27 protein-coding genes and 3 pseudogenes are annotated in these 23,579 nt (G+C 61.0%); 10 read left to right on the forward strand and 20 right to left on the reverse strand.

Features of this window, described 5'->3' with window-relative positions:
- Window positions 1-111: 111 nt before the first annotated feature.
- From tssC to CU110_RS17975, 9 genes and pseudogenes are all read right to left on the reverse strand, one after another.
- Complete coding sequence (gene tssC, locus CU110_RS09545) at window positions 112-1,611, reverse strand: type VI secretion system contractile sheath large subunit (protein WP_077377255.1); 1,500 nt, start codon at window positions 1,609-1,611, stop codon at window positions 112-114.
- 15 nt (window positions 1,612-1,626) lie between these two features.
- Entirely contained in the window at window positions 1,627-2,154 is a 528-nt protein-coding gene (gene tssB, locus CU110_RS09550; protein WP_077377258.1) for a type VI secretion system contractile sheath small subunit, read from the reverse strand.
- Between the two features lie 58 nt (window positions 2,155-2,212).
- Window positions 2,213-2,962 (reverse strand): hypothetical protein, encoded by a 750-nt coding sequence (locus tag CU110_RS09555; RefSeq protein WP_084208888.1) that lies wholly within the window; start codon window positions 2,960-2,962, stop codon window positions 2,213-2,215.
- Window positions 2,963-3,008: 46 nt separating this feature from the next.
- On the reverse strand, window positions 3,009-3,443 hold the full coding sequence (locus CU110_RS09560; RefSeq protein ID WP_127735711.1) for a copper resistance protein NlpE N-terminal domain-containing protein: 435 nt from the start codon (window positions 3,441-3,443) through the stop codon (window positions 3,009-3,011).
- A gap of 237 nt (window positions 3,444-3,680) precedes the next feature.
- Complete coding sequence (locus tag CU110_RS17025; RefSeq protein WP_127735714.1) at window positions 3,681-3,836, reverse strand: DUF2345 domain-containing protein; 156 nt, start codon at window positions 3,834-3,836, stop codon at window positions 3,681-3,683.
- A 374-nt stretch (window positions 3,837-4,210) separates the two neighbouring features.
- On the reverse strand, window positions 4,211-4,411 hold the full coding sequence (locus CU110_RS17035) for a hypothetical protein (protein WP_164850343.1): 201 nt from the start codon (window positions 4,409-4,411) through the stop codon (window positions 4,211-4,213).
- On the reverse strand, window positions 4,401-5,540 hold the full coding sequence (tssI, locus tag CU110_RS17040; RefSeq protein ID WP_127735720.1) for a type VI secretion system tip protein TssI/VgrG: 1,140 nt from the start codon (window positions 5,538-5,540) through the stop codon (window positions 4,401-4,403). Before tssI ends, CU110_RS17035 begins: the two co-directional genes overlap by 11 nt.
- Before the next feature lie 28 nt (window positions 5,541-5,568).
- Window positions 5,569-5,622: pseudogene (locus CU110_RS17045) on the reverse strand (hypothetical protein); the annotation flags it as partial.
- 115 nt (window positions 5,623-5,737) lie between these two features.
- Window positions 5,738-6,052 (reverse strand): annotated as a pseudogene (locus CU110_RS17975) (contractile injection system protein, VgrG/Pvc8 family); the annotation flags it as partial.
- 273 nt (window positions 6,053-6,325) lie between these two features.
- Between CU110_RS17975 and aldA the strand changes: the two are divergent.
- The 4 genes from aldA (at window position 6,326) to CU110_RS09605 (ending at window position 11,731) form a co-directional block, all read left to right on the forward strand.
- A complete protein-coding gene (gene aldA / locus CU110_RS09590) occupies window positions 6,326-7,750 on the forward strand; it encodes an aldehyde dehydrogenase (RefSeq protein WP_084208894.1) in 1,425 nt (474 codons plus the stop codon).
- Window positions 7,751-7,922: 172 nt separating this feature from the next.
- Window positions 7,923-9,158: a mandelate racemase/muconate lactonizing enzyme family protein gene (locus CU110_RS09595; protein ID WP_084208895.1), complete on the forward strand. Its 1,236-nt coding sequence runs from the start codon at window positions 7,923-7,925 to the stop codon at window positions 9,156-9,158.
- 5 nt (window positions 9,159-9,163) lie between these two features.
- Entirely contained in the window at window positions 9,164-10,792 is a 1,629-nt protein-coding gene (locus tag CU110_RS09600) for a GMC family oxidoreductase N-terminal domain-containing protein (protein WP_084208896.1), read from the forward strand.
- A gap of 180 nt (window positions 10,793-10,972) precedes the next feature.
- Window positions 10,973-11,731 (forward strand): IclR family transcriptional regulator, encoded by a 759-nt coding sequence (locus CU110_RS09605; protein WP_054555863.1) that lies wholly within the window; start codon window positions 10,973-10,975, stop codon window positions 11,729-11,731.
- Window positions 11,732-12,038: 307 nt separating this feature from the next.
- Here the strand turns inward: CU110_RS09605 and CU110_RS09610 are convergent, their stop codons facing one another.
- The 4 genes and pseudogenes from CU110_RS09610 to CU110_RS09625 all read right to left on the reverse strand — a co-directional run.
- A complete protein-coding gene (locus CU110_RS09610; RefSeq protein ID WP_084208897.1) occupies window positions 12,039-13,472 on the reverse strand; it encodes an aldehyde dehydrogenase family protein in 1,434 nt (477 codons plus the stop codon).
- Window positions 13,473-13,580: 108 nt separating this feature from the next.
- The gene (locus tag CU110_RS09615) at window positions 13,581-14,540 is read right to left on the reverse strand and encodes an NAD(P)-dependent oxidoreductase (RefSeq protein WP_084208898.1); all 960 of its coding nucleotides are present in this window, start codon (window positions 14,538-14,540) and stop codon (window positions 13,581-13,583) included.
- Between the two features lie 266 nt (window positions 14,541-14,806).
- On the reverse strand, window positions 14,807-15,685 hold the full coding sequence (locus CU110_RS09620) for a LysR substrate-binding domain-containing protein (RefSeq protein ID WP_240665343.1): 879 nt from the start codon (window positions 15,683-15,685) through the stop codon (window positions 14,807-14,809).
- Window positions 15,686-15,746: 61 nt separating this feature from the next.
- Window positions 15,747-15,956: pseudogene (locus tag CU110_RS09625) on the reverse strand (hypothetical protein); the annotation flags it as partial.
- A 19-nt stretch (window positions 15,957-15,975) separates the two neighbouring features.
- On the opposite strand from CU110_RS09625, the gene CU110_RS09630 reads away from it, so the two are divergent.
- The 6 genes from CU110_RS09630 (at window position 15,976) to CU110_RS17715 (ending at window position 19,395) form a co-directional block, all read left to right on the forward strand.
- Window positions 15,976-16,368, forward strand: coding sequence for a BCCT family transporter (locus CU110_RS09630; RefSeq protein WP_127735726.1), 393 nt, complete (start codon window positions 15,976-15,978; stop codon window positions 16,366-16,368).
- Window positions 16,338-16,835 (forward strand): BCCT family transporter, encoded by a 498-nt coding sequence (locus tag CU110_RS17980; protein WP_127735729.1) that lies wholly within the window; start codon window positions 16,338-16,340, stop codon window positions 16,833-16,835. Before CU110_RS09630 ends, CU110_RS17980 begins: the two co-directional genes overlap by 31 nt.
- A 22-nt stretch (window positions 16,836-16,857) precedes the next feature.
- Window positions 16,858-17,526 carry a BCCT family transporter gene (locus CU110_RS09640; protein ID WP_240665557.1) on the forward strand — a complete coding sequence of 223 codons (669 nt, stop codon included), beginning with the start codon at window positions 16,858-16,860 and terminating at the stop codon, window positions 17,524-17,526.
- Between the two features lie 233 nt (window positions 17,527-17,759).
- Window positions 17,760-18,014 (forward strand): BCCT family transporter, encoded by a 255-nt coding sequence (locus tag CU110_RS17705; protein ID WP_205694020.1) that lies wholly within the window; start codon window positions 17,760-17,762, stop codon window positions 18,012-18,014.
- A gap of 53 nt (window positions 18,015-18,067) precedes the next feature.
- Window positions 18,068-18,808 carry a BCCT family transporter gene (locus tag CU110_RS17710; protein WP_276317860.1) on the forward strand — a complete coding sequence of 247 codons (741 nt, stop codon included), beginning with the start codon at window positions 18,068-18,070 and terminating at the stop codon, window positions 18,806-18,808.
- Entirely contained in the window at window positions 18,712-19,395 is a 684-nt protein-coding gene (locus tag CU110_RS17715; RefSeq protein WP_276317924.1) for a BCCT family transporter, read from the forward strand. The genes CU110_RS17710 and CU110_RS17715 overlap by 97 nt, the downstream gene beginning before the upstream one ends.
- A gap of 4 nt (window positions 19,396-19,399) precedes the next feature.
- On the opposite strand, the gene iolG is transcribed toward CU110_RS17715, so the two are convergent.
- From iolG to CU110_RS09665, 7 genes are all read right to left on the reverse strand, one after another.
- Window positions 19,400-20,395, reverse strand: a complete 996-nt coding sequence (gene iolG / locus CU110_RS09650; protein WP_084208912.1) for an inositol 2-dehydrogenase — start codon at window positions 20,393-20,395, stop codon at window positions 19,400-19,402.
- Entirely contained in the window at window positions 20,334-20,789 is a 456-nt protein-coding gene (locus CU110_RS09655) for a VOC family protein (protein ID WP_205694023.1), read from the reverse strand. Before CU110_RS09655 ends, iolG begins: the two co-directional genes overlap by 62 nt.
- 183 nt (window positions 20,790-20,972) lie before the next feature.
- On the reverse strand, window positions 20,973-21,263 hold the full coding sequence (locus CU110_RS16205) for an MFS transporter (RefSeq protein WP_240665344.1): 291 nt from the start codon (window positions 21,261-21,263) through the stop codon (window positions 20,973-20,975).
- Window positions 21,264-21,344: 81 nt separating this feature from the next.
- Complete coding sequence (locus CU110_RS16215) at window positions 21,345-21,881, reverse strand: MFS transporter (RefSeq protein ID WP_205694026.1); 537 nt, start codon at window positions 21,879-21,881, stop codon at window positions 21,345-21,347.
- Window positions 21,781-22,011 carry a hypothetical protein gene (locus CU110_RS16220; protein WP_205694117.1) on the reverse strand — a complete coding sequence of 77 codons (231 nt, stop codon included), beginning with the start codon at window positions 22,009-22,011 and terminating at the stop codon, window positions 21,781-21,783. Before CU110_RS16220 ends, CU110_RS16215 begins: the two co-directional genes overlap by 101 nt.
- A 145-nt stretch (window positions 22,012-22,156) precedes the next feature.
- Complete coding sequence (locus CU110_RS16225; RefSeq protein ID WP_205694027.1) at window positions 22,157-22,372, reverse strand: MFS transporter; 216 nt, start codon at window positions 22,370-22,372, stop codon at window positions 22,157-22,159.
- 286 nt (window positions 22,373-22,658) lie between these two features.
- The gene (locus CU110_RS09665) at window positions 22,659-23,567 is read right to left on the reverse strand and encodes a TIM barrel protein (RefSeq protein WP_084208922.1); all 909 of its coding nucleotides are present in this window, start codon (window positions 23,565-23,567) and stop codon (window positions 22,659-22,661) included.
- Between the last annotated feature and the right edge of the window lie 12 nt (window positions 23,568-23,579).

The following is a 23,579-nucleotide window of genomic DNA, read 5'->3' on the forward strand; positions in this document are numbered from 1 at the left end:
CTCCTTCATGGCGATAAGCCGCACCGTCAGGCCGGCGTTGGCCAGTCTGACGATGCGGGCGTGCAGGACACGCAGGGAAAAGAGCGAGGGGTCTTCAGTGACGAGATGTCATCAGCTGCGAGTGGACTGCGGCAGCTCTGCGACCAGGCGCAGTGAGGCGGTCAGTTCATCCAGCTGGTAGTGCGGCCGCAGGAAGGTCACGGCCTTGAAGACACCCGGCTTGCCCGGGACTTCCGCGACTTCGACACGTGCTTCACGCAGCGGGAACTGCGCCTTGGCTTCCTGGCTGGCGTTGTCGTCCAGCAGCACGTACTGGGACAGCCAGTCGTTCAGGTAGCGCTCGACACTGGTGCGCGAGGCGAAGCTGCCGACCTTGTCACGCATGATCGCCTTCATGTAATGCGCGATGCGTGAGGTGGCGAAGATGTACTGCATCTGCGAGGACAGCCGCGCGTTGGCGTTGGCCACGTCGGTGTTGTACGTCTTCTGCTTCTGGGCGGACTGGGTGCCGAAGAAGGCGGCGTAGTCCGTGCCCTTGCAGTGCACCAGCGGGATGAAGCCCAGGTCTGCCAGCTCCTTCTCGCGACGGTCGGTCACGGCGATCTCGGTCGGGCACTTCAGCGCCACTTCACCATCGTCGGTCTGGAAGGTGTGGGTCGGCAGGTTCTCGACCAGGCCGCCGCCCTCGACACCGCGAATGGCGACACACCAGCCATAGTTGGCGAAGGCGTCAGTCACGCGGGAGCCCATGGCGTACGCCGCGTTCATCCACAGGTACTTGTTGTGCTCACGGCCATCGACGTTCTCGACGAAGTTGAATTCCTCGACCGGCGTGGTGTCCGGGCCATACGGCAGACGTCCCAGCACGTGCGGCAACGTCAGGCCGACATAGCGCGCATCTTCGGAGTTGCGGAAAGACTTCCACTTGGCGTATTCGACGGTGTCGAAGATCTTGGACAGATCACGCGGACCGCTCATCTCGGTGAAGGAGTCCCAGCCGAACAGCTCCGGAGACGCCGCGGAGATGAAGGGTGCGTGCGCCGAGGCGGCCACGTGGGAGATCTGCTCCAGCAGATAGATGTCTTCCGGACTGCGCGAGAATTCGTAATCGCCGACCAGCATGCCGAACGGCGCGCCACCGAAGGTGCCGTACTCTTCTTCGTAGACCTTCTTGAACAGCGCGCTCTGATCGAATTCCGGCGCCGATTTCAGGTCACGCACCAATTCCTTCTTGGTGGCGTTGAGCATCTGGATCTTCATGTTGCTGCCGGTCTCGGTCTGATCAACCAGATAGCGCAGACCGCGCCAGGAGGATTCCAGCTTCTGGAACTCACTGGCGTGCATGACTTCGTTCATCTGCTCGGAGAGCATCGCGTCGATCTCGGCGATACGCGCATCCAGCACGGCGATGAGGTCCTTGCTGGGCATGACTTCGCCATCCAGCACCTGGGCGACCAGCTCTTCGATCAGGTCGCGCGCACGGGTGCGCTCGGTCTCGGAGCGCGCCACGCGGCTCTCGGAGATGATGCTGTCGAGCAAGGAAGACTGCGGCGCGAAGACGGTATCCTGTGCCTGCGGTGCCACTGCTGATTCACTACGATTGTCACTCATGGTCTGACTCCGCAATCAGTTGTCGTCTTTGCGCACGGCTTGCTCGCGACCGAACTCGTCGCCCAGCGTCTTGAGCTTCTCGCTGTTCTGGAGCACGTCCATCAGCAGCTCTTCCAGCTTGTCGTTGCCGCCCATCTTGTTGCGCAGATCGGCGAGCTTGTTGCGCACGTCCAGAAGCTTGCGCAGCGGCTCGACCTGCTTGACGACATTCTGCGGCTCGAAGTCTTCCAGCGAGTTGAAGTTCAGCTCGACCGGCAGCTGGGTACCATCCTTGCTCAGCGTGTTGTCGACGCGATAGGCAAGGCGCGGCTTCAAGCCCTTGAGGACGCCGTTGAAGTTGTCGCGATCGATGGCGACGAACTTGCGGTCCTTGAGCTTGGGCGGCGGGCTGAGCGGGTTGCCGGTGTAGTCACCGACGGCACCGACCACAAACGGCAGTTCCTTCTGCTCCTGGCTGTCACCGATCTCGACGTCGTAGGTGATCTGGACGCGTGGTGCGCGAATGCGTCCCAGCTTGTGTTGTGTGCTATCCCTCTCCGCCATGGGGCATTTCCTTATGTGCAGTTGTGAAGTGGTTGCGCGAAGCAAAAATGGGGGCCACTCAGACAGCGGCGATCGCCCTGAGCAGCCGCTGCTTGACGGCGTCATCCATCGACTCGATGTCCGCGACATCGATCAGTTCTTCAAAGGTGTCATTGCCGGCGATTTCGGTGCTGCGCAGGATGGTGTCCTGCTCCGGCAGGTGCGAGGTGATGGGAGACCCCACCACGCAGAACGGCATGCTGCCGAACTCGCCGAGCTTCTCGAAACTGACCGGGAAGCGCAGCCCCAGCAACAGTCGCCCGAGGCCCGGGGCACGATTGACGCAATAGAACAGCATCAGATAGTGCACCACGTAGCGCAGCAGCTCGGCGGTGCTGCGATTGGGGTCCTTGATGATGTGACGGAAGCGTTGCAGCGAGAAGCCATCGAAACCCACCACCCAGCGGGTCGGGCTGGTGACGCGAATCACCTTGCCAGTGGACTCGAGACGTACATCATATTCATGCGGATAGAGACGCGGGGCCGTGCTCAGAAGCTCCAGCGGCACATCCAGCTCCTGCAGCAAGCGGAAAGGCTCGGCATTGGCCGTGGAGTCATAGAGGGCGGTAAATTCCTTGAAGGCATGCTGTGCCTCACGGCCGCTACCGCGCGGTGCCCCTTGCAGGTATTCGCCAAAGATCATCTGCGGGCGAATCAAGGCCCCCAGGGTCGTCAGATAATCCGAGGCGTTCTCATACAACAGGTCACTGACCACACGCGTCTGCTTGCGCTGTCGAATGAAGGCTTCAATGTCAAAGGACGAATCCATGTCAGATACTCTCCGTGCGCAGGTCCTGCGCAACGCGTGGTGAACCTCAGCCAAGCGGCTCGGCACGGGTGAACTCGTAATCGCTGTCAGCGCCCTTCTGCCCCATCAACTCCAGGGTATCGCCGCCCTCCTGCATCTTCAGGTTCAAGGGCGTATCCCGCTCCAGACGCAGATAGGTAGTGCTGTCAGAGGTCTCGGCCTCGAAGTCGCCCCACTGGGTGGTCACGAAGTCTCCACCCACGGCATCTACATGCGCTTCCTGCAGGAAGAACGCCGTGGGCTCGCCACTTTCGGGATCACGATGCAGGGTCAGATCCGCACGGATGAGGCGGCAATCCTGGCAGGGAAGCGTGCCGACGAAACGCTCGATGGGCGGGGGGACATAATCAGTGGGCCCCTGCTCCGGTGTCGAGCTGCACCCAGCCAGCAATGACAGCAATGATTCGCCGCGCAGTGAGGGCTCGACACCAGTTCTTGACATCAATCTGCTTCCCTGTCAGATAAATCAAGTGTGTTGCATACTCCTGCCACCTTCAGATGAAAGTGCCCGAAAAGGATAAATGGAAGGCGTCCGACGGCAGGCATTCAAAGCGTCAAGCACAGGCTCAACGTCTATCGTGTTTTAGTATATTTATTCTATCGCACACGCGAATATGGAAACATATTGCAGTTGCAGATTCCAGCAAGAAACGCAATCCCGCTATCGTTTAAGCATCGATTAATCGCGTTGTTGCCGCAGGCTCGTCGGCCCACCGAAGCTGTGCTGCGCGCCTTTGACATCAATCTTGCCAGGCGCGTGGAGTTCGATATTGCCGTCCTTGAGGCGGACGTAGGCACCACCACAGGTGAGCAGAATCTCGTTCTTGGCCGGCATTGATATCGATGTCGTTCTCGGTGGAGGTGATGGTGACGTCCTTTTCCGCCGTCAGGTCCATCGCATCGCTTTGCGCCTGAACTTCGACCTTGCCGCTTGCCGGCAAACAGCTTGATGCCGGAGCGCTGTACGAACAGCGAAAACTTCTCGACCACGGCAGCCTACCAGACTGCGCCCGGTGGCCAGATTGATATCTTCGCCACTGGTGACGCTGAGCGAGCGGCCCTGTGCCAGGTGCGTCGATTCCGGCGTACTGGTGGCGATGCCGGCGGGCGATGTGAGATGCAGCCAGGGCGCATTCAGGCGCGCTGCCTGCCCTCGCCCGCCATTGGTGGCGCTCTGCGGCTGAGCTACCGTCGAAGCGGCTACCGCTGTCATCGGCGCCATAGGTGCCTTGGGTATCGTCGCTGGCCTGCTTGAGTCTGCGTGCGCCCCGCGAGCGCCTCGGCGTTGTGGCTGGTGGCGCTGTCGCTGAGCGTATTGGCCAGCTGATAGGCGCTGGCGAGCTGCTGATGCGCAGGAGAGAGATCCAGCTGCTCGCCACTGGCCGCAATCTGCCCCCAGCTACTGAGCATCAGGCCGCTGTTGCGCGCGGATGGCGCCATAGGCGTCCGAGCGCAGCTCGAAGCCGGTGCCACGGAAACTGCCCCGTGTGTTGCCCTGCTGGTGGATCAGATAGCCGAGATTGAGCTGGGATTTCTCGTGCTCCGAGTTCAGGCGCACACGCTCCTGATCGGTGGCGTCATCGAACACCAGCTCGTTGTACTTGTTGCCGCGGTAGGTCTTGCTCTTGAGGCCGGAGAGCAGGCCATTGGAGTGCCATTGCGGGGTCTGGTCGCCGTTGTAGACGCGTCCGGTGATCAGCGGTCGATCCACGTCGCCTTCCAGGAAGTCGACGATGACCTCCTGACCGATACGCGGCACGAACACGCTACCCCAGCCAGCACCGGCGTTGGGTTGCGCGACACGCAGCCAGCAGCTGGCGTCAGCCGCGCCCTTCTCGCTGCGGTCCCAGTGGAACTGGACGCGCACGCGGTTGAGCGAATCGGTGTGGATCTCTTCATTCTCGGGGCCGACGACAATCGCGGTCTGCGGGCCACCCAGATTGGGGCGCGGATGATCGAGAGACGGGCGGTACGGCTGACTGAGACGCTGGGATTCGAAGTCAATCAGATACTGACCGGTGCCGACATCGGCGTAGTCTTCGTGAGCGCTTTCACTCTCGAGGCCATGCGCCTGGCGCGCCTCGGCCATGCGCGCCTGCAGGCTGCCCGGCAGCGCCTTGAGGTGCGCGGAGACCGGCAGCGCATTCTCGGCACAAACGGTCAGGCCCAGCACGAGGAATTCACGCTCACTCGAGTCGCCGTCTTCATGGCGGGCGTGCTGGCTGAGTTCGAACCAGCGGCCGACCTTCAACTGGCGGGTACCCCCGGCGCCGTAGAAGCGCTTGGCGCGGGATTCATGGGCCTCGAGGCGATTGACGGTCAGGCGTTCGCCGCGCGAGTGATCGTCGAAATAGTACTCGCCGGGGTAGTCGTAGACTTCCTGCTCGCTGAGATTGCCCTGATCGCTACGCGTGTCCTGACCGGAGCGTTTCTCCAGACCCGGCTGCTTGTAATCGAAGGTGCCGAGGCTGACACGCGTCGGTTGCTGCTGACGGCGACCGCTCCACTGGGTGATGGAGTCCTCCAGACTCGGTAGCATCGGTGATGACGAGGCGGTGACCATTGAAGTCGCTGTCGACAGAGGCGTGTTCGAAGTAATAGAACAGCCCTTCCTGCTCCATCAGGCGATTGACGAACTGGAAGTCGCTTTCGCGATACTGCACGCAGTAGCTGCGCGCTGTCACGACCTAGCTTGAGCATCGAAAGCCACGGCACCAGCGTCAATTGGTAATAGAAGACGCCACCGTCCTCACCCAGCAGTGCGGCCGACTCGACCAGCCCCGAAAGCTCGCGGTAGCTGCCATCGGCCTGACGCACCGAGAGCGCCGCCGGCTGGGCCATCAGGGTCTTGAGCTCGATATCACCGTTCTGGGAGATGCAGTCGAGGGTATAGGCGAAGGGACGCGACATACGCTCTTCCCCCACCAGGCGATGCGGAATGAAGTCCGCGCCGCTCATCTCAAGCGTGAGCAGGCGCTCGTTCTGGCTCAGTGAGACATCAAACGACGACAGCAAGGCGTCGAGTACCCATGAATCTGACATGTTCTGCATCCCTGGCAATTGACGTAGACGATGGCCTGAGGTCACTGGCCCGTCCCTGGCTCTCGATCAGGTGGCACAGCATATAGGAATGCTCTCATTTAGTTAATGACTGAACAGAGTGAACACTTACGCTGAAAGCGCGTTAATTCCAGCGAAAGATGCGCCATGAAGGGCCAGAAAGAGGAATTCCATATAAGGAATTTAACTTCCGTATGTGAAAAACAGTTTGACAGTCTTGGCACCGCTTCATAGCCTGTAAGCCAAATTCAGGAGGAGTGATGCATGCGCACTGACAAGAACTTCATCAACAACGAATTCATCGCCTCTTCCCAGGGCGAGATGATTTCGGTCTACAACCCGGCCACTGAAGCACTGGTAGGTCAGGTGCAGGCAGCAACCACTGACGAAGCGCTTGAAGCGGTGAGCATTGCGGCCAAGGCTCAAAAGGACTGGCGTGCCAAGACCAGCACCGAGCGTGCCGGCTACATGCACAAGCTTGCCGAGGCCCTGATGGCGCGCAAGGATGCCATCGGCCAGGCATTGGCAGATGAGTCGGGCAAGAGCCTGGAAGACGCCACCAATGAAGCCGTCTACGCCGCCGACATCACGCGCTACCACGCTGAGTGGGCACGTCGTATCGAGGGCGAGATCGTCCCCAGCGACACTCCCAATGAAAGCCTGCTGCTGCAGCGCGAGCCCATCGGCGTCGTGGCCTGCCTGATTCCGTTCAACTACCCGGTGTTCACCCTGCTGCGCAAGATCGCCCCGGCGCTGATCACCGGCAATACCGTGGTCGTGCGTCCGAGCAACAACACCCCGACCTCCGCCTTCGAGATCGCCAAGGCGATCCAGGATGCCGGCATTCCGGCAGGCATCGTCAACATCCTGGCGATGGACCACGGCACCGCGGAAGCCGTCTGCACACACCCCAAGGTGGGCATGATCACCCTGACCGGCAGCGTCGGCGCCGGTCGCAAGGTGCTGGAATATTCCCAGGTCAACATCGCCAAGTCCTCGTTGGAACTGGGCGGCAAGTCACCGGCCATCGTCGAGCCGGATGCCGATCTGGCCAAGGCAGCGGCACAGATCGCGGCCTCTACCCTCACCAACTGTGGCCAGCTGTGCACCGCCATCGAGCGTGTCTATGTGCACGAATCCGTCTATGACGATTTCGTCGCCCAGCTGAAGCAGCAGATGGAAGGCGTCAAGTTCGGCAACCGACTGGACGATGCCAGCCTGATGGGGCCGCTGATCAACGAGAATTCGCGCCTCAACATCCATCAGATGGTGGAACGCGCTATCGATGACGGCGCCACTCTGGAAATCGGCGGCTATATCCCCGAGGGCAAGGGTCACTTCTACCCGCCGACCCTGCTGACCGGTTGCCGTCAGGACATGGAGATCGTGCAGGAAGAGATCTTCGGTCCGGTGCTGCCAGTGCTGACCTATCGCGATATCGATGAAGCCCTGGAGCTGGCCAACGATCACCAGTTCGGCCTGGCCTCCGTGGTCTTCACCGAGAACTATCGCACTGCCATGAAGGTCGCCAACAACATCGAAGCCGGCGAGCTCTACATCAACCGCACCCCAGCGGACCCCTACCAGGGCTACCACGCCGGCTGGAAGCGCTCTGGTCTGGGCGGTGATGATGGCAAGCACGGCATGCTCGACTACACCCAGACCCGTCTGGTCGTGATGAACTACTGATCACGCCATTCCGTCTTGCCTGTCACGCCTCCGGGGAGCCCTCTCCTCGGAGGCGCTGACGCCCTACCCCATTTCTTTCCGGAAGCGCGCTGTTGGCGTCGAATGACGGCATGCCAGGCAGTGCGCTCCCACACCATCCTGCTAGCCAGTGACCACTGAAAGGCCTGCCACCATGAAAGTTGTCAGTTGCGAGACACACATCGTCGCCACTCCGCCGCCCCACGTCGGCGGCATGTACTGGATCTTCGTCCAGCTACGTACCGCTTGCGGCATTGAAGGGGTCGGTGAAGTCTATGCCGCCACCTTCCATCCGGAAGTCATGAGCAAGGCGATCGCCGATGTCTTCTCACGTTATCTGGAAGGCAAGAACCCGCATCATATTGAACGCCTGTACCGCGAAGCCTTCTCCAGTGGCTTCACCCAACGCCCTGATCTCACCATGATGGGCGTGCTGAGTGGTCTTGAGATGGCCTGCTGGGACATCGTCGGCAAGGCGGCTGGCCTGCCGGTCTATGAACTGATCGGTGGCAAGGTCCACGACAAGCTGCGTTCCTACACCTACCTGTACCCCAAGGATGCACGCGGCAACTACGACTATGACAACGTCGAGCTGGCCGTCGAGTGCGCACTGGAGAACAAGGAAAAGGGCTTCACCGCATTGAAGTTCGATCCGGCTGGCCCCTACACAGCCTACTCCGGTCAGATGCTGTCTCTGGAAGGCATGGACAAGAGCGCCACCTTCTGCCGCCGCATCCGCGAAGCAGTCGGCAACAGCTGTGATCTGTTGTTCGGCACCCACGGCCAGATGACACCGGCATCTGCCATTCGTCTCGCCAGGTATCTCGAGCCCTATGACCCGCTGTGGCTGGAAGAGCCGGTACCACCGGGACAGAGCGAAGCCATGGCGCGCGTGGCAGACCACACCTCCATTCCGGTCGCGACCGGTGAGCGCCTGACCACCAAGTACGAATTCCACGATGTGCTCAAGAACAACGCGGCCTCCATCCTGCAGATGAACCTGGGGCGCGTCGGCGGCATTCTGGAAGGCAAGAAGATCGCGGCGCTGGCAGAAGTCTATTACGCCCAGATCGCACCGCATCTCTACAACGGCCCGGTCGGCGCCGCGGCCAGCATCCAGCTGGCGACCGCCACGCCCAACTTCCTGATTCAGGAAAGCATCGGCACCTGGGATGGCTTCCACGCCGATGTGCTCAAGGAGAAGATCGAGTGGCGTGATGGCTACATCATCCCCTCCACCAAGCCGGGCCTGGGGGTCGAGCTGGACATGGACGTGGTCAAGGCCAGTTCGCCTTACACCGGCCGGACACTGCACCTGAGCATGGACCCGCGTCCCTATGACGTGAAGGAACAGTCCAGCACCGACTGGAAGCGCAAGCCGGAGGCGTAACGCCGATGCAATACGATTTCATCATTGTCGGTGCCGGGTCGGCGGGGTGCATCCTCGCCAACCGGCTGAGCGCCAACGGTCGCCACAAGGTGTTGCTGCTGGAGGCCGGCGGCAAGGACACCTCGCCCTGGATCAAGGTGCCGGTCGGGTTCGCCAAGACCTACTACAACCCGGCCTACAACTACATGTATTACAGCAAGGAAGAAGCCGCGATGGGGGGGCGCAAGATCTATACCCCCCGTGGCAAGGTGCAGGGTGGCTCCGGTTCCATCAATGCGATGATCTATGTCCGGGGCCAGGCCTCGGACTTCGATGACTGGGCGCGCGCCGGCAACGAGGGCTGGTCCTATCGCGAGGTACTGCCCTACTTCAAGCGTCTTGAATGCCACCCGGGAGGCGATACCGAGTATCGCTCCGGCCAGGGCCTGATCGGCATCACGCCACTCAAACATGGCGCGCACCCGATCTGTCAGTCGTGGCTGGAAGGTGCCCGCGAGCTGGGGTACACGCTCAATGATGATTTCAATGGCGAACACTTCGAGGGGGCTGGCATCTATGAGGCCAACATCCGCAAGGGACAGCGGGATTCCAGCAATACCGCCTACCTGAAGCCGGCGCTGTCACGCGGCAACCTCACGCTCAAGCATATCTGTCGGGTGGAGCGCGTGATGCTGGAAGAGACGCCCGATGGCGGCAAGCGCGCCATGGGTGTCGCCTACCGGCGTGATGACGAAGTCATCGAGGTGACCGCGCGTCGCGAAGTCATTCTCTGCGCTGGCGCCGTAGATTCACCGAAGCTGCTGCAGCTTTCGGGGATCGGCGGGCGTGAGGCGCTGGCCACGCATGGTATCCAGACACAGGTAGACCTGCCGGCCGTCGGTCAGAATCTGCAGGACCACCTGTGCGCCAGCTACTACTACCGCGCCAATCGCACCACACTGAATGATGACTTCGCGTCCTTCTGGGGCCAGGCCAAGGCGGGACTGCAGTACCTGATCAACCGCAGCGGGCCGCTGGGCATGAGCGTGAATCAGGCCGGAGGATTCTTCCGGGGCAGCGAGGCGGAGTCAGAGCCGAACATCCAGCTCTACTTCAATCCGATGTCCTACCAGATTCCCAACGACCCGAGAGCCAAGCTGACACCGGAGCCGTATTCCGGCTTCCTGCTGGCCTTCAATTCCTGCCGACCGACCAGCCGTGGCAGCATTTCACTGTCCTCGGCAGACCCGGCAGACCCGGCGACGATCTGCCCCAACTACCTCAGTACCCAGAAGGACATCGATGAGGTGATCCAGGGCAGTCGTCTGGTGCGCAAGCTGATGGGCGCGCCCGCTCTCAAGGCCATCACCGAGTGCGAGGTCGCCCCGGCCGAGACGGTCCACGATGAGGACAGCATGCTTGCGTACTTCCGCTCTCAGGGTGGCTCCATCTACCACCTGTGCGGTTCCTGCGCGATGGGGCCGGACAAGGCGAACGCCGTGGTCGACAGCCGGCTGAAGGTACATGGTGTGGCGGGGCTGCGGGTCATCGATGCCGCCATCTTCCCCAATATCACTTCCGGCAACCTGAATGCGCCGGTGATGATGGTGGCGGAAAAAGGCGCGGATCTGGTGCTGGCCGACCACGCAGACTGACCCGGCGGATAGCCGCCAACCCCACGAACGGCCCATGGGTCTGGTACCCTATGGGCCGTTCCCCTTTCCACGGATGGGAGATGCAGCCCGAGGCATCGCCCTTCCGTCGTCACAGTGTCACAGCCTTCGGTCAGAAACCGCCTGTGACCGAGATTCGCGTTTCGGAGTGACCCCGCGTTCATGAATCACGAGAAGACCAAAGCCCCTGCCGTCGACCACAGTGTCATGATTCTGGATCTGCTTGCGGCAGCCTCCTACCCGCTGACGCTCTCGGAAATCTGTGAGTCCACCGGCATCTCGCCCGCTACCGGTCACCGCGTGATCAATTCCCTGCTGCACCATCAGCTGGTCGCTCACGATCCCGGTCGCAAGAAGTCCTATTGCATCGGCTCGCGCATCTTCCAGATCTCCTCGACGATCTACAACAAGCAGAGCCTGATCCCGGTCTTCTACCCCATCGCGGAGATTCTCAAGAACGAGATTCACCGCTCGATCTTCCTGTGCATCCCCATCGGGGACCAGGTGGTGGTGATCTCGAAGGTCGATGCCTCCGGCAGTGGCAGCTACAACCTCTATATCGGCAAGACCATGACCCAGCACGCCTGCGCCGCCGGCAAGGCGATTCTTGCCATGCGCCCCGAGAGCTCGCGTCAGCTGTACCTGGAGGCTGCCACACGTATCACGCCCGAACTGGCCGAACGCCGTGACGAGATGGATGCCGAGCTTGAGCGTGCGCAACGCCTCGGGTATGCCGTATCCAGTGGCGATGCCGAGGGACAATTGAGCTGTATCGCCGCGCCTGTACTGAACATGCGCAATGAGCCCATCGCCGCCATCAGCGCCGTCATCAGCCAGGACTGGCTGAATCCGCAGCAGGCACGCGCCTACTCCAAGCATCTGGTCCAGGCGGCGCGCCAGCTGTCCTCGCGCATCATCTGAGGCCGAAAACGTTGCCTGGCGAGCCCGCCATGCTGCACCGCACAAAGTCTTGCCACTATATATAGGTATTTTCAGCGCCCAATATATAGGTATTTTTCAGCACCCAGCGATCTGACAGACGCGATGGGCGTTGCTCTGATAGCGAAACGCGGCGGCGACAGCCGACAAGTACCTTGAGGGCGCCTTTTGTCGATGGCGCGAATGGTCGATGGCGCGAATGCAAGATACCCGTGATTCACGGGGCCACTCTGGCCTCACGAATCACGGGTATCTTGCGTGGCATCACGGCGGCGCGGCCCGCCTTCTGTCAGGCAATGGCCGGCGCCCCGAGCAGTGCCTTGACCTCGACATATTCCGCCAGGCCTTCGTCACCCCATTCGCGGCCGTTGCCGGAACGCTTGTAACCACCGAAGGGGGCATCGAAGGAGAACTCTGCCCCTTGCAGATAGCATTGTCCTGCCTGCATGCAGCGGGCGATGGGCAATGCTGCCTCGGCGTCACGCGCATAGACCGCAGATGACAGGCCATAGACGCTGTCATTGGCGATGGCGATCCCCTGCTTCACGTCGTCGTAGGGCAGGATGCACAACACCGGCCCGAAGATCTCCTCACGGGCGATCTCCATTTCATTGCTGACATTGGTGAAGATGGTCGGACGCACATAGCAGCCCTTCTCAAGCCCTTCGGGCGGCTCGACGCCACCGAGCGCCAGTTCGACACCGTCATCGATGGCACGCTGCACCAGATGCAGGACACGTTCGCGCTGACGCTCGGAGACCAGCGGCCCCATGGTGGTCGCCGGGTCGTTCGGGTCACCCACCACCTGCTCATTGGCGATCTCGACCGCCAGGCGGGTCGCCTCTTCCAGTCGCGAACGCGGCACCAGCAAGCGAGTGAAGGCGTCGCAGGTCTGGCCGGTGTTGGCCATGATGTTCTCGACATTCAAGCGCACGGCCGCGGCCAGGTCGGCATCTTCGGTCACCAGCAGCGGCGACTTGCCGCCCAGTTCCTGACAGACCCGCTTGACGGTGGGCGCGGCACTCTCGGCGACCTTGCTACCGGCAATGGTCGAGCCAGTGAAGGACACCATATCCACTTGCGGATGGCCGGACATCACCGGACCGATCTCGCTGCCCTCGCCCGTCACCACATTGAAGACCCCTGCAGGCAGACCGACCTTCTCGAAGATCTCGGCCATGATGAAGTCCTGCAGCGGAGTCTGCTCCGCCGGCTTGGCGATCACGGTGCAGCCTGCCGCCAGCGCCGGGGCCAGCTTGCCGATCAACTGATGCAGCGGATAGTTCCACGGATTGATCAGCGAGCAGACGCCGATGGGCTCGCGCATCAGGGTCACATCGCCCTTGCGCTCGTCCTCTTCCATCTGGAAGGCGCGTTCGGCGTAGTACCGCATTCCCTCGATGGGGCCTTCCACGTGCAGCGCGCCGGCCAGTTGTACCGGGCAACCCATGGTGAGCACCTGGACGTCGCGCAGCTCATCGAAGCGACGCTGCATCTCATCCGCTGCCGCCATCAGGATATCGTGGCGTTCCTGCGCGGATGTCGTGGCCCAGGCAGGCAGCGCCTGACGTGCTGCCATGATGGCAGCCTCCACATCCTGCTCACCGGCGCGCGGCACACTGGCGCACAGCTCGCCGGTGGCCGGATTGATGACCTCCATGCGCTCGCGCCCGAAGGGTGTCTGCCAGTGGCCATTGATGTAGAAGTTGTCGTGATGTTGCATGCCAGACCTCTCGTTGCTGGTGGGAGATAACACTCTCCCTGAGGGTGAGTCTCAAACGCAAATGCCCCGGAGGCCATTCGCACGGCACCCCGGGGCAGTCTTCACGGCTCAGCTGCGGCCGGTAACGCCGACCTCGTAGCCGACTTCTTCCGGCTCGTCATCGGTCAGCTCTGCCGGGAAGCCGGTGCCGAGCACACGGACATCGGCGGCTTCCTCGAGACGACGGATGATGTTGGATGACCACTCACGCGGGCCGAAGCGTTCCTGACCATCGCGGAAGATGTCCATCAGCATCGGGGAGATTTCCAGCGGCACGTCCAGGTTCCTGGCCAGGGTGTCGAACAGGCCGACATCCTTGAGCACCAGATCCATGGTGAAGCTGATGTTGCGGCTTCCGTTCAGGATGACCTGGGACTCGGTCTCGTGGACGAAGGAGTTGCCCGAGGAAATCTTGATCGCCTCGTAGGTGGTATTCATGTCCATGCCGGCCTTCTTGCAGACGGTCAGGGCTTCGGCGACGGCGCACAGGTTGGCGGTGGCCAGGTAGTTGGTCATCACCTTGAGCACCGAGGCGGTGCCCAGTTCCCCGGTGTGCAGGACACGGCGACCCAGGTTGGTCAGCACCGGCAGCACCTGCTCGAAGGAATCGCGGTCACCGCCGACGAAGATGGAGATGTTGCCGGTGGCGGCGCGGTGGCAGCCGCCAGAGACCGGGGCTTCCAGTGCCTTGGCACCGGTGGCCAGCACCTTGTCGGCGATGCGACGCAGTTCGCCGTCATCGGTGGTACTCATCTCGAGCCAGATCTTGCCTTTGCACAGACCGGCAATGATGCCGTCATCGCTTTCCATCACGGCGCTGCAGGCAGCCGGAGACGGCAGGCAGGTGATGACCATGTCGTTGGCTTCGGCGAGTTCCTTGGAAGAATCCGCCCACTTGGCACCCTGCGCGAGGAAAGGCTTGGCGGCTTCCGGGTCAAGGTCACGCACGGTGACGTCATGCCCATTGCGCAGCAGGCTACCTGCCAGCTTGCCACCCACGTTACCGAGACCGATGAATCCGACTTTCATGTGCTGCCCTCTCTGCTGTCTGCCTGCTGGCTGTCCGGTGTACTGCACAGGGCCGCTCGGGACGGAGGGAAATCCTGTCCGGTGTGGCCCATGTCATCTTGAGGCTCACCCTACTGGCCGACCTGCCTGCCAACAATTCATAAGAATTTGGCGATTGGTAACAATTTTTGTGAGCCCGCCCAGACCCCGCGCCTCCGCACAGCGATCGGAAACAAGAACGCCACCCGAAGGTGGCGTTGTCACGTAACCGCTCTCGCTCTGGCGGATCAGGTAGGCACGCTGCGACTCTGCGACGCCAGCCAGCCAAGGAGGGTCGCGACGCGCGGATCCCGCTCCAGCTCGCGGTGACAGACAGCACCCCATTCACCGCGCCCGGTCGTCACCTGCCCGGTCGGGTTGATGAGTCGACCGTTCGCCAGGTCATCGTCGGCAAAGGGCCCGTTGACCAATGCCACGCCCTCCCCCCGCGCCGCCATCTCCAGGGCGACGGCCAGGGTGTCGACCACGATGCAATTGCGGGTAGGACAAGGGCCTAGCGACAATGCCTCGAAGTAACTCTCCCAATTCCAGCCCTCGGTGTAGACCCCGATCAACGGCAGCGTCTTCAAGGCATCCGCGGGGACCGGGCGTGCATCGTCGCCCAGCAGCTGGGGGCTGCAGACCGGAAAGAGGCGTGACTCGAACAACGGCTGCCAGTGGAGGTGATCCGCCAGCGGCGCATCGCGGAACACGATACCGACATCGGCATTGGCCTCATCGAACTCCCAGCCGAGACTGCACGTCATCAGCTTGAGCTCGACTTCAGGATGCATGGCCTGGAAATGCGACAAGCGAGGTGCCAACCAGCGAATCGAGGTCGTCACATAGACCTGAATCGTCAGCGGCTGGGCATGCTGCATCTGGCGCAGGGACTCGGCGCCTTGCACCAGACCCGCCAGCGCTTCACGCACCACCGGATAGAAACGCTCGCCAGCCGCCGTCAGCACCACATGACGGCCTTCACGGGCAAACAGTTTCACCTCCAGACTCTCTTCGAGACGCTGAATCTGGTTGGCGATGGCCGGATGCGTCAGGTTCAGCTCCTCGGCAGCCGCGCGGAGACTCAGCAGACGCGCAGCCGCTTCAAATCCTTTCAGCGAACTCAAGGGCGGCAGTTTCTGCAGTGGCAGAGGGGTTGGCATAGACGACACTCACGAAAGGCGAAAGGTCTCCCCGGATCACTTCGCCCACGGCAGCGTAATGCTCATCGTTGGGGGTGCGGATGCCGGGACAATACTCGAACTGACCACCGCTCTCGGGCTGTTGGGTCATCATGGTGACGATGAATTCGTTGGTGTCGTAGTGCCAGGGTTGCTCGGTGCCCTCTGGCAGCACGTTGAGCACGAGCCCGGCAAAGGGGTCGGCATACTCGTACAACAAGAACGAGGAAACTCACATGTTCGGAGCATCCGTGCGTCCACTGGTCTTCTGGCCACCTTTCATTCTGCTGTTCGCCTCCGTATTGGCGAGCTTGATCGATCTGGACAGCTTTCTGGCTGTCACCACCAATCTCAACAACCAGGTACTCAGCAAGTTAGGCTGGTTGTTTTCCATCACGGCGCTCAGCATGGTGGTGGCCTGCCTCATCCTATTTCGCCTGGGCACCGATCGGCGGGAAGCAGCTGTGCGCGTGGTTCTCCATCACTTGCACCACTGGCGTGGCTTGTTCTGGCACGCAGAGCCGCTTATCACTCCGCCTCGCTGGTGGCCTCCGAGCCCGTTCTTCGACCATGTTCCTGCACTGGTCGTTCACGCCCTATGCCGATCTATCACCGTCCCTGCGCCTTGATCTTTGCCCTGATGCATTACAACCTCGGGGAAAACAAGCCCTTCTCGCTCGGCACCCTGTTCGTGCCGCTGCTGGGAGACCGACTGATCGGTCGCAAGGGACGTGTGCTCGATGCACTCGCGCTCTTCGCCCTGGTCTGTGGCATGGCGTCGTCCCTCGGCACAGGGGCCATGACCCTGGCAGGCGGCATCGACCGCTTCCTCGGCACTGGCTCGGGTCCGCTGATGCTGGGCATCGTCACCCTCGCGATCGTGGACTGTGTTTCACCGCTTCAGCGGCCAGTGGTCTGCAGAAGGGCATCGCACGCCTGTCCGCCATCAACGCCAAGGCCTTCTTCGCCTTTCTCATCTTCGTGTTCGCCTTGCGGTCCGACGCTGACCATCCTCGGCTACGGCACGGAAGCGGCTGGCGAGTACTTCACCAACTTCATGCAGCAAGAATCTGTTCACCGGGGCCTTCGACAATGATCCCTGGCCACAGAGCTGGACCATCTTCTACTGGGCCAACTGGATGGCATGGGCACCGATTTCCGCCCTGTTCCTGGGCAAGATCTCGCGGGGCTATACCGTGCGGCAGTTCATGCTGATCAACATGGTGGCGCCCTCGCTCTTCTCGATCATCTATGTCGCGGTGTTCAGCAAGCACCACGATCAAGCTGGATATGGAAAGTGGCGGCGCCCTGTATGGCATCCTCTCGATGATTCCGGCGCGGGCTCGGTGATCTACGCACTCTTCGATGAGCTACCGATGAGCTCTCTGGTGGGGGGGATCTTCCTGGTCATCGCCTTCCTGTCCTTCGTGACAGCGGCCGACTCCAATACCGACGCCATCAGCCAACTCTGCAGCTCGGATAGCCAGGAGGCTCTGGCAGGCAACGAAAGCGAAGACCGCAGCAAGGGGCGACTGATGATGAAGATCATCTGGGGCTCGACCATCGGCGCCGTCGCCTGGATCATGACCTCCTTCGTCGGCATCGACGGCATCAAGATGCTCTCCAATCTCGGCGGCGTGCCGGCGCTGTTCATCGTCATCGGCGCGACTGCCTCGTTGATTCGACTGGTCTCCATCGGTACCGCCAAGATCGGCCTCGAGCACACGCCGTCACGCAGTTATTCGGCAGAAGCCCATCAGCGTTGGCAATCTTCCCAGTCCAGCTGAGCCAACTCGAGATGGCGTGATACTGCAGTCCTCAAGAGAAAACCACGACACCCCCGGGCCGAGAGGCGACGGGGGTGTCGTGGTTTTTTTTTGACAGAACTTTCCGCAAATCCTGCCAGCGCATTACATGAACGCGCGCGTATATACGCCGTTGATGAGCGAATCTCAACGCTGACAAAACAGAAATTTATGAGTTAGCATCCGCATCCTCATAAGAAATTATAGGAATGCGCATGTTTGGTTCATCCGTCCGCCCACTCGTCTTCTGGCCACCGTTCATCCTGCTGATGGTTGCGGTGGCCGCGAGCCTCATCAATCTTGAAGGATTCCTCGCGACCACCACCACCCTGAATGACTGGGTGCTCGACAAGTTCGGTTGGCTGTTCTCGATCACGGCGCTTGCCATGGTGGTAACGTGCCTGGTGACATACCTTTCACCATTGGGACGCACGCGAATCGGCGGAGAAAATGCCAGTCGCGACTTCTGACGCCATGGCGCTGGTTCTCCATCACGCTGTGTACCACCCTGGCCGTTGGCATCATGTTCTGGTCAACCGCAGAACCGCTCTATCATCTGCATACTCCGCCAGGTTCACTGGATGTGGCTGCCAATACGCCTGAGGCTGCCAGATTCGCACTATCGACCATGTTCCTTCACTGGTCATTCACGCCGTATGCCATCTATACCGTCCCCGCCTTGCTGTTTGCCCTGATGCATTACAACCTGGGAAAACCCTTCTCTCTGGGGACGCTTTTCGTGCCATTGATCGGTGACAGGCTGATCGGTCGCAAGGGGCGTGCGCTGGATGCATTGGCGTTGTTTGCGCTGGTCTGCGGCATGGCATCTTCGCTGGGAACCGGTGCCATGACGCTTGCCGGCGGCCTGGATCGCTTCCTGGGCACCGGTACCGGCACCGATGATGCTGGGTCTGGTGACTCTGGCCATCGTGGCCTGTCTTTCACCGCTTCCGCGGCCAGCGGTCTGCAGAAAGGCATCGCGCGTCTGTCCGCCATCAATGCCAAGGCCTTCTTCGTCTTCATGGCCTTTGTCTTCGCTGTGTGGCCCGACCCAGACCATTCTCGGCTACGGCACGGAAGCGGCTGGCGAGTATTTCAACAATTTCATGCAGCAAAAGCCTGTTCACCGGTGCCTTTGATGGTGATCCGTGGCCGAAGAGCTGGAGCATCTTCTACTGGGCCAACTGGATGGCATGGGCACCGATTTCCGCCCTGTTCCTCGGCAAGATCTCCCGTGGCTATACCGTGCGTCAGTTCATGCTGATCAACCTGGTCGCACCGGCCCTGTTCTCGATTACCTATGTCAGTGTCTTCAGCAAGCTCCACCATCGAATTCGATATGCAGAGCGGCGGCGCGCTGTATGCAATTGTCTGAATGATTCAGGTGCCGGTTCCGTCATCTATGCCCTGTTCGATGAGCTTCCGATGAGCGGCCTGGTCGGCATCGTCTTCCTGATCATCGCCTTCCTGTCCTTCGTGACGGCGGCTGACTCCAATACCGAAGCGATCAGTCAGCTGTGCAGCACCGACAGTCAGGCTGCCATGGCCGGCAACGACAGCGATGAAAATACCAATGACCGCCTGCTCATGAAGATCATCTGGGGCTGCACCATCGGTGCCGTCGCCTGGATCATGACCGCATTCGTCGGGATCGATGGCATCAAGATGCTCTCCAACCTCGGCGGTGTCCCGGCGCTGTTCATCGTGATTGTCGCGACAGCCTCCCTGCTGCGCCTGGTGTCGATCGGTACCGCCAAGATCGGTCTCGAGCACACGCCTTCCCGCAGTTACTCCCCGGAGGCCCACCAACGCTGGGAGAGCACACGCAAATCGTCGGCAACCTCGCAGTAGACGCTCAACGAATCTCACTGAGCAGTACCCGGCGCCCTTCGCGATAGGAAATCGACGCCGCTTCGGCCAGTTCAAGCGCGGCGAGTCCATCCTGCGCGCCGGCCAGCGGGGCACGACCTTCTTGCCAGGCAGTGACGAAATCTCCCACTTCACGCACATAGGCCTGCGCGTAACGCTCGAGGAAGAACCACTGTGGACGCTCTTCCACCACACCTTCCACGCCGGTGAAGCGCAGGCGCGTATCCGTCTCGTTGCGCGCCTCCAGCATGCCCTGGCTGCCAAAGACCTCGATCCGCTGGTCATAGCCGTAACAGGCACGACGCGAGTTGCTGATGGAGACCAACTTGCCGGAAGCACTCTTCAGATTGATGAGTGCGCTATCCAGATCTCCCGCTTCACCGATGGCTGGATCCACGAGGCAGCTGCCACTGACCGTCACCTCCGTGACCGGCTCGCCCAGCAGCCAGACCGCCATGTCCAGATCATGAATGCTCATGTCACGGAAGAGTCCTCCCGAAGCTGCCACATATTCTGCGGGCGGCGGCTCTGGATCACGGCTGGTGATGGTGATCATCTCGAGTTCGCCGATTCGTCCCGCTTCCAGCGCCTGCTTGAGCGCCGAGAACTGAGGGTCATGGCGACGATTGAACCCCAGAGCACAGGTCACGGGGTGCTCCGCCAGCACACCAAGACAGTGACGCGTTCGCGCAAGATCCAGATCGATCGGCTTCTCGCAAAGTACCGCCTTGCCCGCACGGGCCGCACGCTCAAGGAAGTCACAGTGAGTCGGAGTGGAGGAGGCGATCAGAACGCCATCAATCTCCGCTGACGCGAAGATGTCCTCCGCCGTCATCACCGGCACACCATATTCCGCAGCGAGTGAATTGGCAGCCTCCGGGAAGGCATCACTGACACATGCCAGTTGCGCCAGGGGGTGATCAGAGATGGCGCGAGCGTGAACACGGCCGATGCGACCGGCGCCCAGCAGAGCGATTTTCATGTGAAGCGTCCTGCCCCACGAATCCGGCCTCATCTCGAATCCCTACTCGATTACCATCCGGGTCATGCAGATGGATCGTCCTCCCCCAGGGCGTCTCTTCGATCTCGGCCTCGATCCCCCATGCCCTGACCTCCGCCAAGGCCTGTTCGATGTCGCTGACATTGAAGCGCAGCTTGGCGCTACCTTGCTCGGGACTCTTGCCTCCCTCAATCGCCCTTCCGCCCTGCTCGATCATCAAATATCCGTCTCCATAGGCCAGGCAGGTCAGCCTGAAACCGCCATCTTCCTTGCTGAAAAGAGGCGGCAGTTCAAAAAGGCCCTGGTAGAACGCGACACACTCATCGAACCGCTCTGTATTCAATATCAGGCCATACCGTGCGACGTTATGCTTCATCCCTGTGTCCTCTGGAGTGTCCTCTGGAAGCAGCTCGGGGTCTCTTGAGCATGCCACCGATGACAAGGCAGGGCGATGTCGCTTTCACAAGAATACGCTCCCGCCGGCGCATGAAGATTGCCAGCGGGAGCGTCGCGCAACAGAGTGATGGCAAGCCTTGAGCGCTGCTGTTTTACTCCGTTGTCAGCGGCAAGCCTTGACGCGCCAACCGGCGACGACGCTTGCTGAGACGAGTCCCGGTGATGCCTTCTCAAGCTCTTCCAGGGTCTTGCCCTTGGTTTCCGGCACGTACCGCAGCACGATCAGCAGACTGAGGAAGGTCAGCACCGCATAGAGCCAGAAGCTGAAACCGCCACCGACCAACTCATTGAGGAAGTCGCTCTGGCGCATCATCGGGAAGGTCTGGGTGACGATGAAGCCCGAGCAGCCACTGTGCGGCGACGGCCAGTGACATGGCGCGTGCGCGGATGGCATTGGGGAATATCTCGGAGACCAGTGTCCAGCAGACACAGCCCCAGGAGATGGCAAACGAGACGACATAGACGATCAGGGCGATCAAGGCGCTGATAGCCCGGTTCGCCATCTCGCCCGATCACGACACCCAGTGAAGGTCATGCCGACGATGCTGCCAAGGCTGCCGGCGATCAGCAGCGGACGGCGCCCGACCTTGTCGATCAGCAGCATGCCCAGCAGGTTACCGGCGACGAAGGTGACGCCCATGATGGAAGTCTGCAGCAAGGCGTCTTCATTGCTGGATGTCACCGTCGACAGGACATCAGGCGCGTAATACATCACCACATTGATGCCAGTCAGCTGTTGGGCGGCGGCGATGAAGACACCCAGTATGGCCACCAGCCCCAACATTCCCTTGGTGACGCAGAGACGCGTGGCGTTTGTCTCTCGTTGTGTCTGGATAGGATTTCTGGATGCTCGCCCAGGGTGCGCTCGATGGCATCGGCGTGATAGAAGCGCGCTCAGTACCCGCCGCGCATCATCCAGACGTCCTTTCAACACCAGCCAGCGCGGGGATTCCGGTACGAAGGGAATCAGTACCGCGAACAGGATCGAGATGATGGCTTCCGATCCCAGCATCCAGCGCCAGCCATGATTCAGGATCCAGTGTCTCGGCCATGCCCTTGGCGATGAAGTAGTTCACGAAGAACACCACCATCTGGCCAAACACCACGGATTGCTGGAACAGGCTGACGGTGCGCCCACGCATGTAGCCCGGTGGACATCTCGGAGATGTACATCGGTGCCATGACGCTGGCCATCCCGACCGCCAGTCCCCCCGAGAATCCGCCACCAGATATAGGCATCGAAGGCAGCCCGCCATGGCCAGAGCCCAACGCGGAGAGCCGTGAACATCACGGCTGACAGCATGAACACGGCCTTGCGTCGGCCGAATAGGCGATGGACAGGCGACCGGCGATGAGGGCGCCACCGATGCAGCCGATGACCACCGAGGAGACCGCCCAGCCCTTCTCTGCGGCGGACAGGTCGAAATATTCTGCGATCGGCCCGATGGCCCCGGAGATGACCCCCGTGTCATAACCGAACAACAGGCCGCCCAGGGCAGCCACCAGAATGATCTTGATCAGAAAGACGAGCTGGGTTGGCGTGAGACGCTCTTGTGCAAGTGATGTGGGTGAGTTGGCTGAGCTGAAGAGGCAGCGGTTTCGCGGCCAGGGTGTGAAGTGGGCATGACGACCTCTCGTGATCGATTGTTATAGTATTACGAGAACTGCTGAGGCAGATGTGGCTCGTGCATTCATGGCCCGTGACGGACCACGCTGGCGAGACAAGTCATTGCGGTACCTTCCATGCCCTGCCGTCTTCTGGCGTGATGACGGCAGGGCTTATTGCGGATCAGGCTTCGGCCAGCCCTTTCTCCAGTATGCTGCGTTCGATGAATTCGCGGCTTTCGCGGGCGTTTTCCAGCGCGCTGTTGTCCTTGGTCGGGTCCACGTCCTGCTCGACGGTGATCCAGCCTTGATAGCCGATGGAATCCAGGCTCTCGCGGACCGCGTCAAAGTCCACACAGCCCTGTCCCAGCGGGCAGAACACGCCCTGGCCGATGGCGGTATAGAAGTCGATGCCATCCTTAACCACGCTTTCGAGTACTGGCGCCTGAATATCCTTGAAGTGGATATAGGCCACACGCTCACCGTAGGTTCGGATCAGTTCTGCCGGATCGATCCCGGCGTAGGTGCAGTGCCCGGTATCGATGCACAGCTTGACCAGATCAGCATCCAGCTCAGCCATCGCACGGTCCACTTCATCGCGATACTCAATGTAGGTGCCGGCATGCGGATGCAGCACCGGTGTGACCGCATATTCCTGACAGATTTCCGCCACCTGACGGATAGTGACCATCATCTCGCTCCACTGCGCATCATCGAGACGGGTCGCGGTTTCCTGCTGGCCGGCTTCATCGGTACGTGGCGAGCTGACATGGTCGATGATGACCATGTAGTTGCCCTGCTGAGGCTTGAGCACTTCACAGGTCGCGCGGGTGTAATCCAGGATTTCCTGACGGCGTGACGCATCGTGCAGATGCTTGAAGATGGTACCGGCGATCAGCTCGAGCCCTCGACTATCCAACGCGGACGCCAGTGTGGCCTGCTCGGTCGGCAGGTAATTGAGCGGGCCAAGCTCCGTCGCCTTGAAACCGGCGCCGGCGATTTCGTCAAGCACGGTCTGCCAACTGGGATTGGCGGGGTTGTCGGCAAACTCGATACCCCAGGAACACGGTGCATTGGAAAGCTTGATGTGCATGATGATGTCCTT

Source organism: Cobetia sp. ICG0124 (genome assembly GCF_004006355.1).
In the GTDB taxonomy this organism is placed as follows: domain Bacteria; phylum Pseudomonadota; class Gammaproteobacteria; order Pseudomonadales; family Halomonadaceae; genus Cobetia; species Cobetia marina.

Bases quoted from the DNA above. Each gene is read 5' to 3' on its own strand.
- tssC (WP_077377255.1), bottom strand. From the start codon at position 1,611: ATGAGTGACAATCGTAGTGAATCAGCAGTGGCACCGCAGGCACAGGAT.
- tssB (WP_077377258.1), bottom strand. From the start codon at position 2,154: ATGGCGGAGAGGGATAGCACACAACACAAGCTGGGACGCATTCGCGCA.
- CU110_RS09555 (WP_084208888.1), bottom strand. From the start codon at position 2,962: ATGGATTCGTCCTTTGACATTGAAGCCTTCATTCGACAGCGCAAGCAG.
- CU110_RS09560 (WP_127735711.1), bottom strand. From the start codon at position 3,443: ATGTCAAGAACTGGTGTCGAGCCCTCACTGCGCGGCGAATCATTGCTG.
- CU110_RS17025 (WP_127735714.1), bottom strand. From the start codon at position 3,836: ATGCCGGCCAAGAACGAGATTCTGCTCACCTGTGGTGGTGCCTACGTC.
- CU110_RS17035 (WP_164850343.1), bottom strand. From the start codon at position 4,411: ATGCTCAGTAGCTGGGGGCAGATTGCGGCCAGTGGCGAGCAGCTGGAT.
- tssI (WP_127735720.1), bottom strand. From the start codon at position 5,540: ATGCTACCGAGTCTGGAGGACTCCATCACCCAGTGGAGCGGTCGCCGT.
- aldA (WP_084208894.1), top strand. From the start codon at position 6,326: ATGCGCACTGACAAGAACTTCATCAACAACGAATTCATCGCCTCTTCC.
- CU110_RS09595 (WP_084208895.1), top strand. From the start codon at position 7,923: ATGAAAGTTGTCAGTTGCGAGACACACATCGTCGCCACTCCGCCGCCC.
- CU110_RS09600 (WP_084208896.1), top strand. From the start codon at position 9,164: ATGCAATACGATTTCATCATTGTCGGTGCCGGGTCGGCGGGGTGCATC.
- CU110_RS09605 (WP_054555863.1), top strand. From the start codon at position 10,973: ATGAATCACGAGAAGACCAAAGCCCCTGCCGTCGACCACAGTGTCATG.
- CU110_RS09610 (WP_084208897.1), bottom strand. From the start codon at position 13,472: ATGCAACATCACGACAACTTCTACATCAATGGCCACTGGCAGACACCC.
- CU110_RS09615 (WP_084208898.1), bottom strand. From the start codon at position 14,540: ATGAAAGTCGGATTCATCGGTCTCGGTAACGTGGGTGGCAAGCTGGCA.
- CU110_RS09630 (WP_127735726.1), top strand. From the start codon at position 15,976: ATGTTCGGAGCATCCGTGCGTCCACTGGTCTTCTGGCCACCTTTCATT.
- CU110_RS17980 (WP_127735729.1), top strand. From the start codon at position 16,338: ATGCCGATCTATCACCGTCCCTGCGCCTTGATCTTTGCCCTGATGCAT.
- CU110_RS17705 (WP_205694020.1), top strand. From the start codon at position 17,760: ATGTTTGGTTCATCCGTCCGCCCACTCGTCTTCTGGCCACCGTTCATC.
- CU110_RS17710 (WP_276317860.1), top strand. From the start codon at position 18,068: ATGTTCTGGTCAACCGCAGAACCGCTCTATCATCTGCATACTCCGCCA.
- iolG (WP_084208912.1), bottom strand. From the start codon at position 20,395: ATGAAAATCGCTCTGCTGGGCGCCGGTCGCATCGGCCGTGTTCACGCT.
- CU110_RS09655 (WP_205694023.1), bottom strand. From the start codon at position 20,789: ATGAAGCATAACGTCGCACGGTATGGCCTGATATTGAATACAGAGCGG.
- CU110_RS16205 (WP_240665344.1), bottom strand. From the start codon at position 21,263: ATGCCATCCGCGCACGCGCCATGTCACTGGCCGTCGCCGCACAGTGGC.
- CU110_RS16215 (WP_205694026.1), bottom strand. From the start codon at position 21,881: ATGCTGGGATCGGAAGCCATCATCTCGATCCTGTTCGCGGTACTGATT.
- CU110_RS16220 (WP_205694117.1), bottom strand. From the start codon at position 22,011: ATGCGTGGGCGCACCGTCAGCCTGTTCCAGCAATCCGTGGTGTTTGGC.
- CU110_RS09665 (WP_084208922.1), bottom strand. From the start codon at position 23,567: ATGCACATCAAGCTTTCCAATGCACCGTGTTCCTGGGGTATCGAGTTT.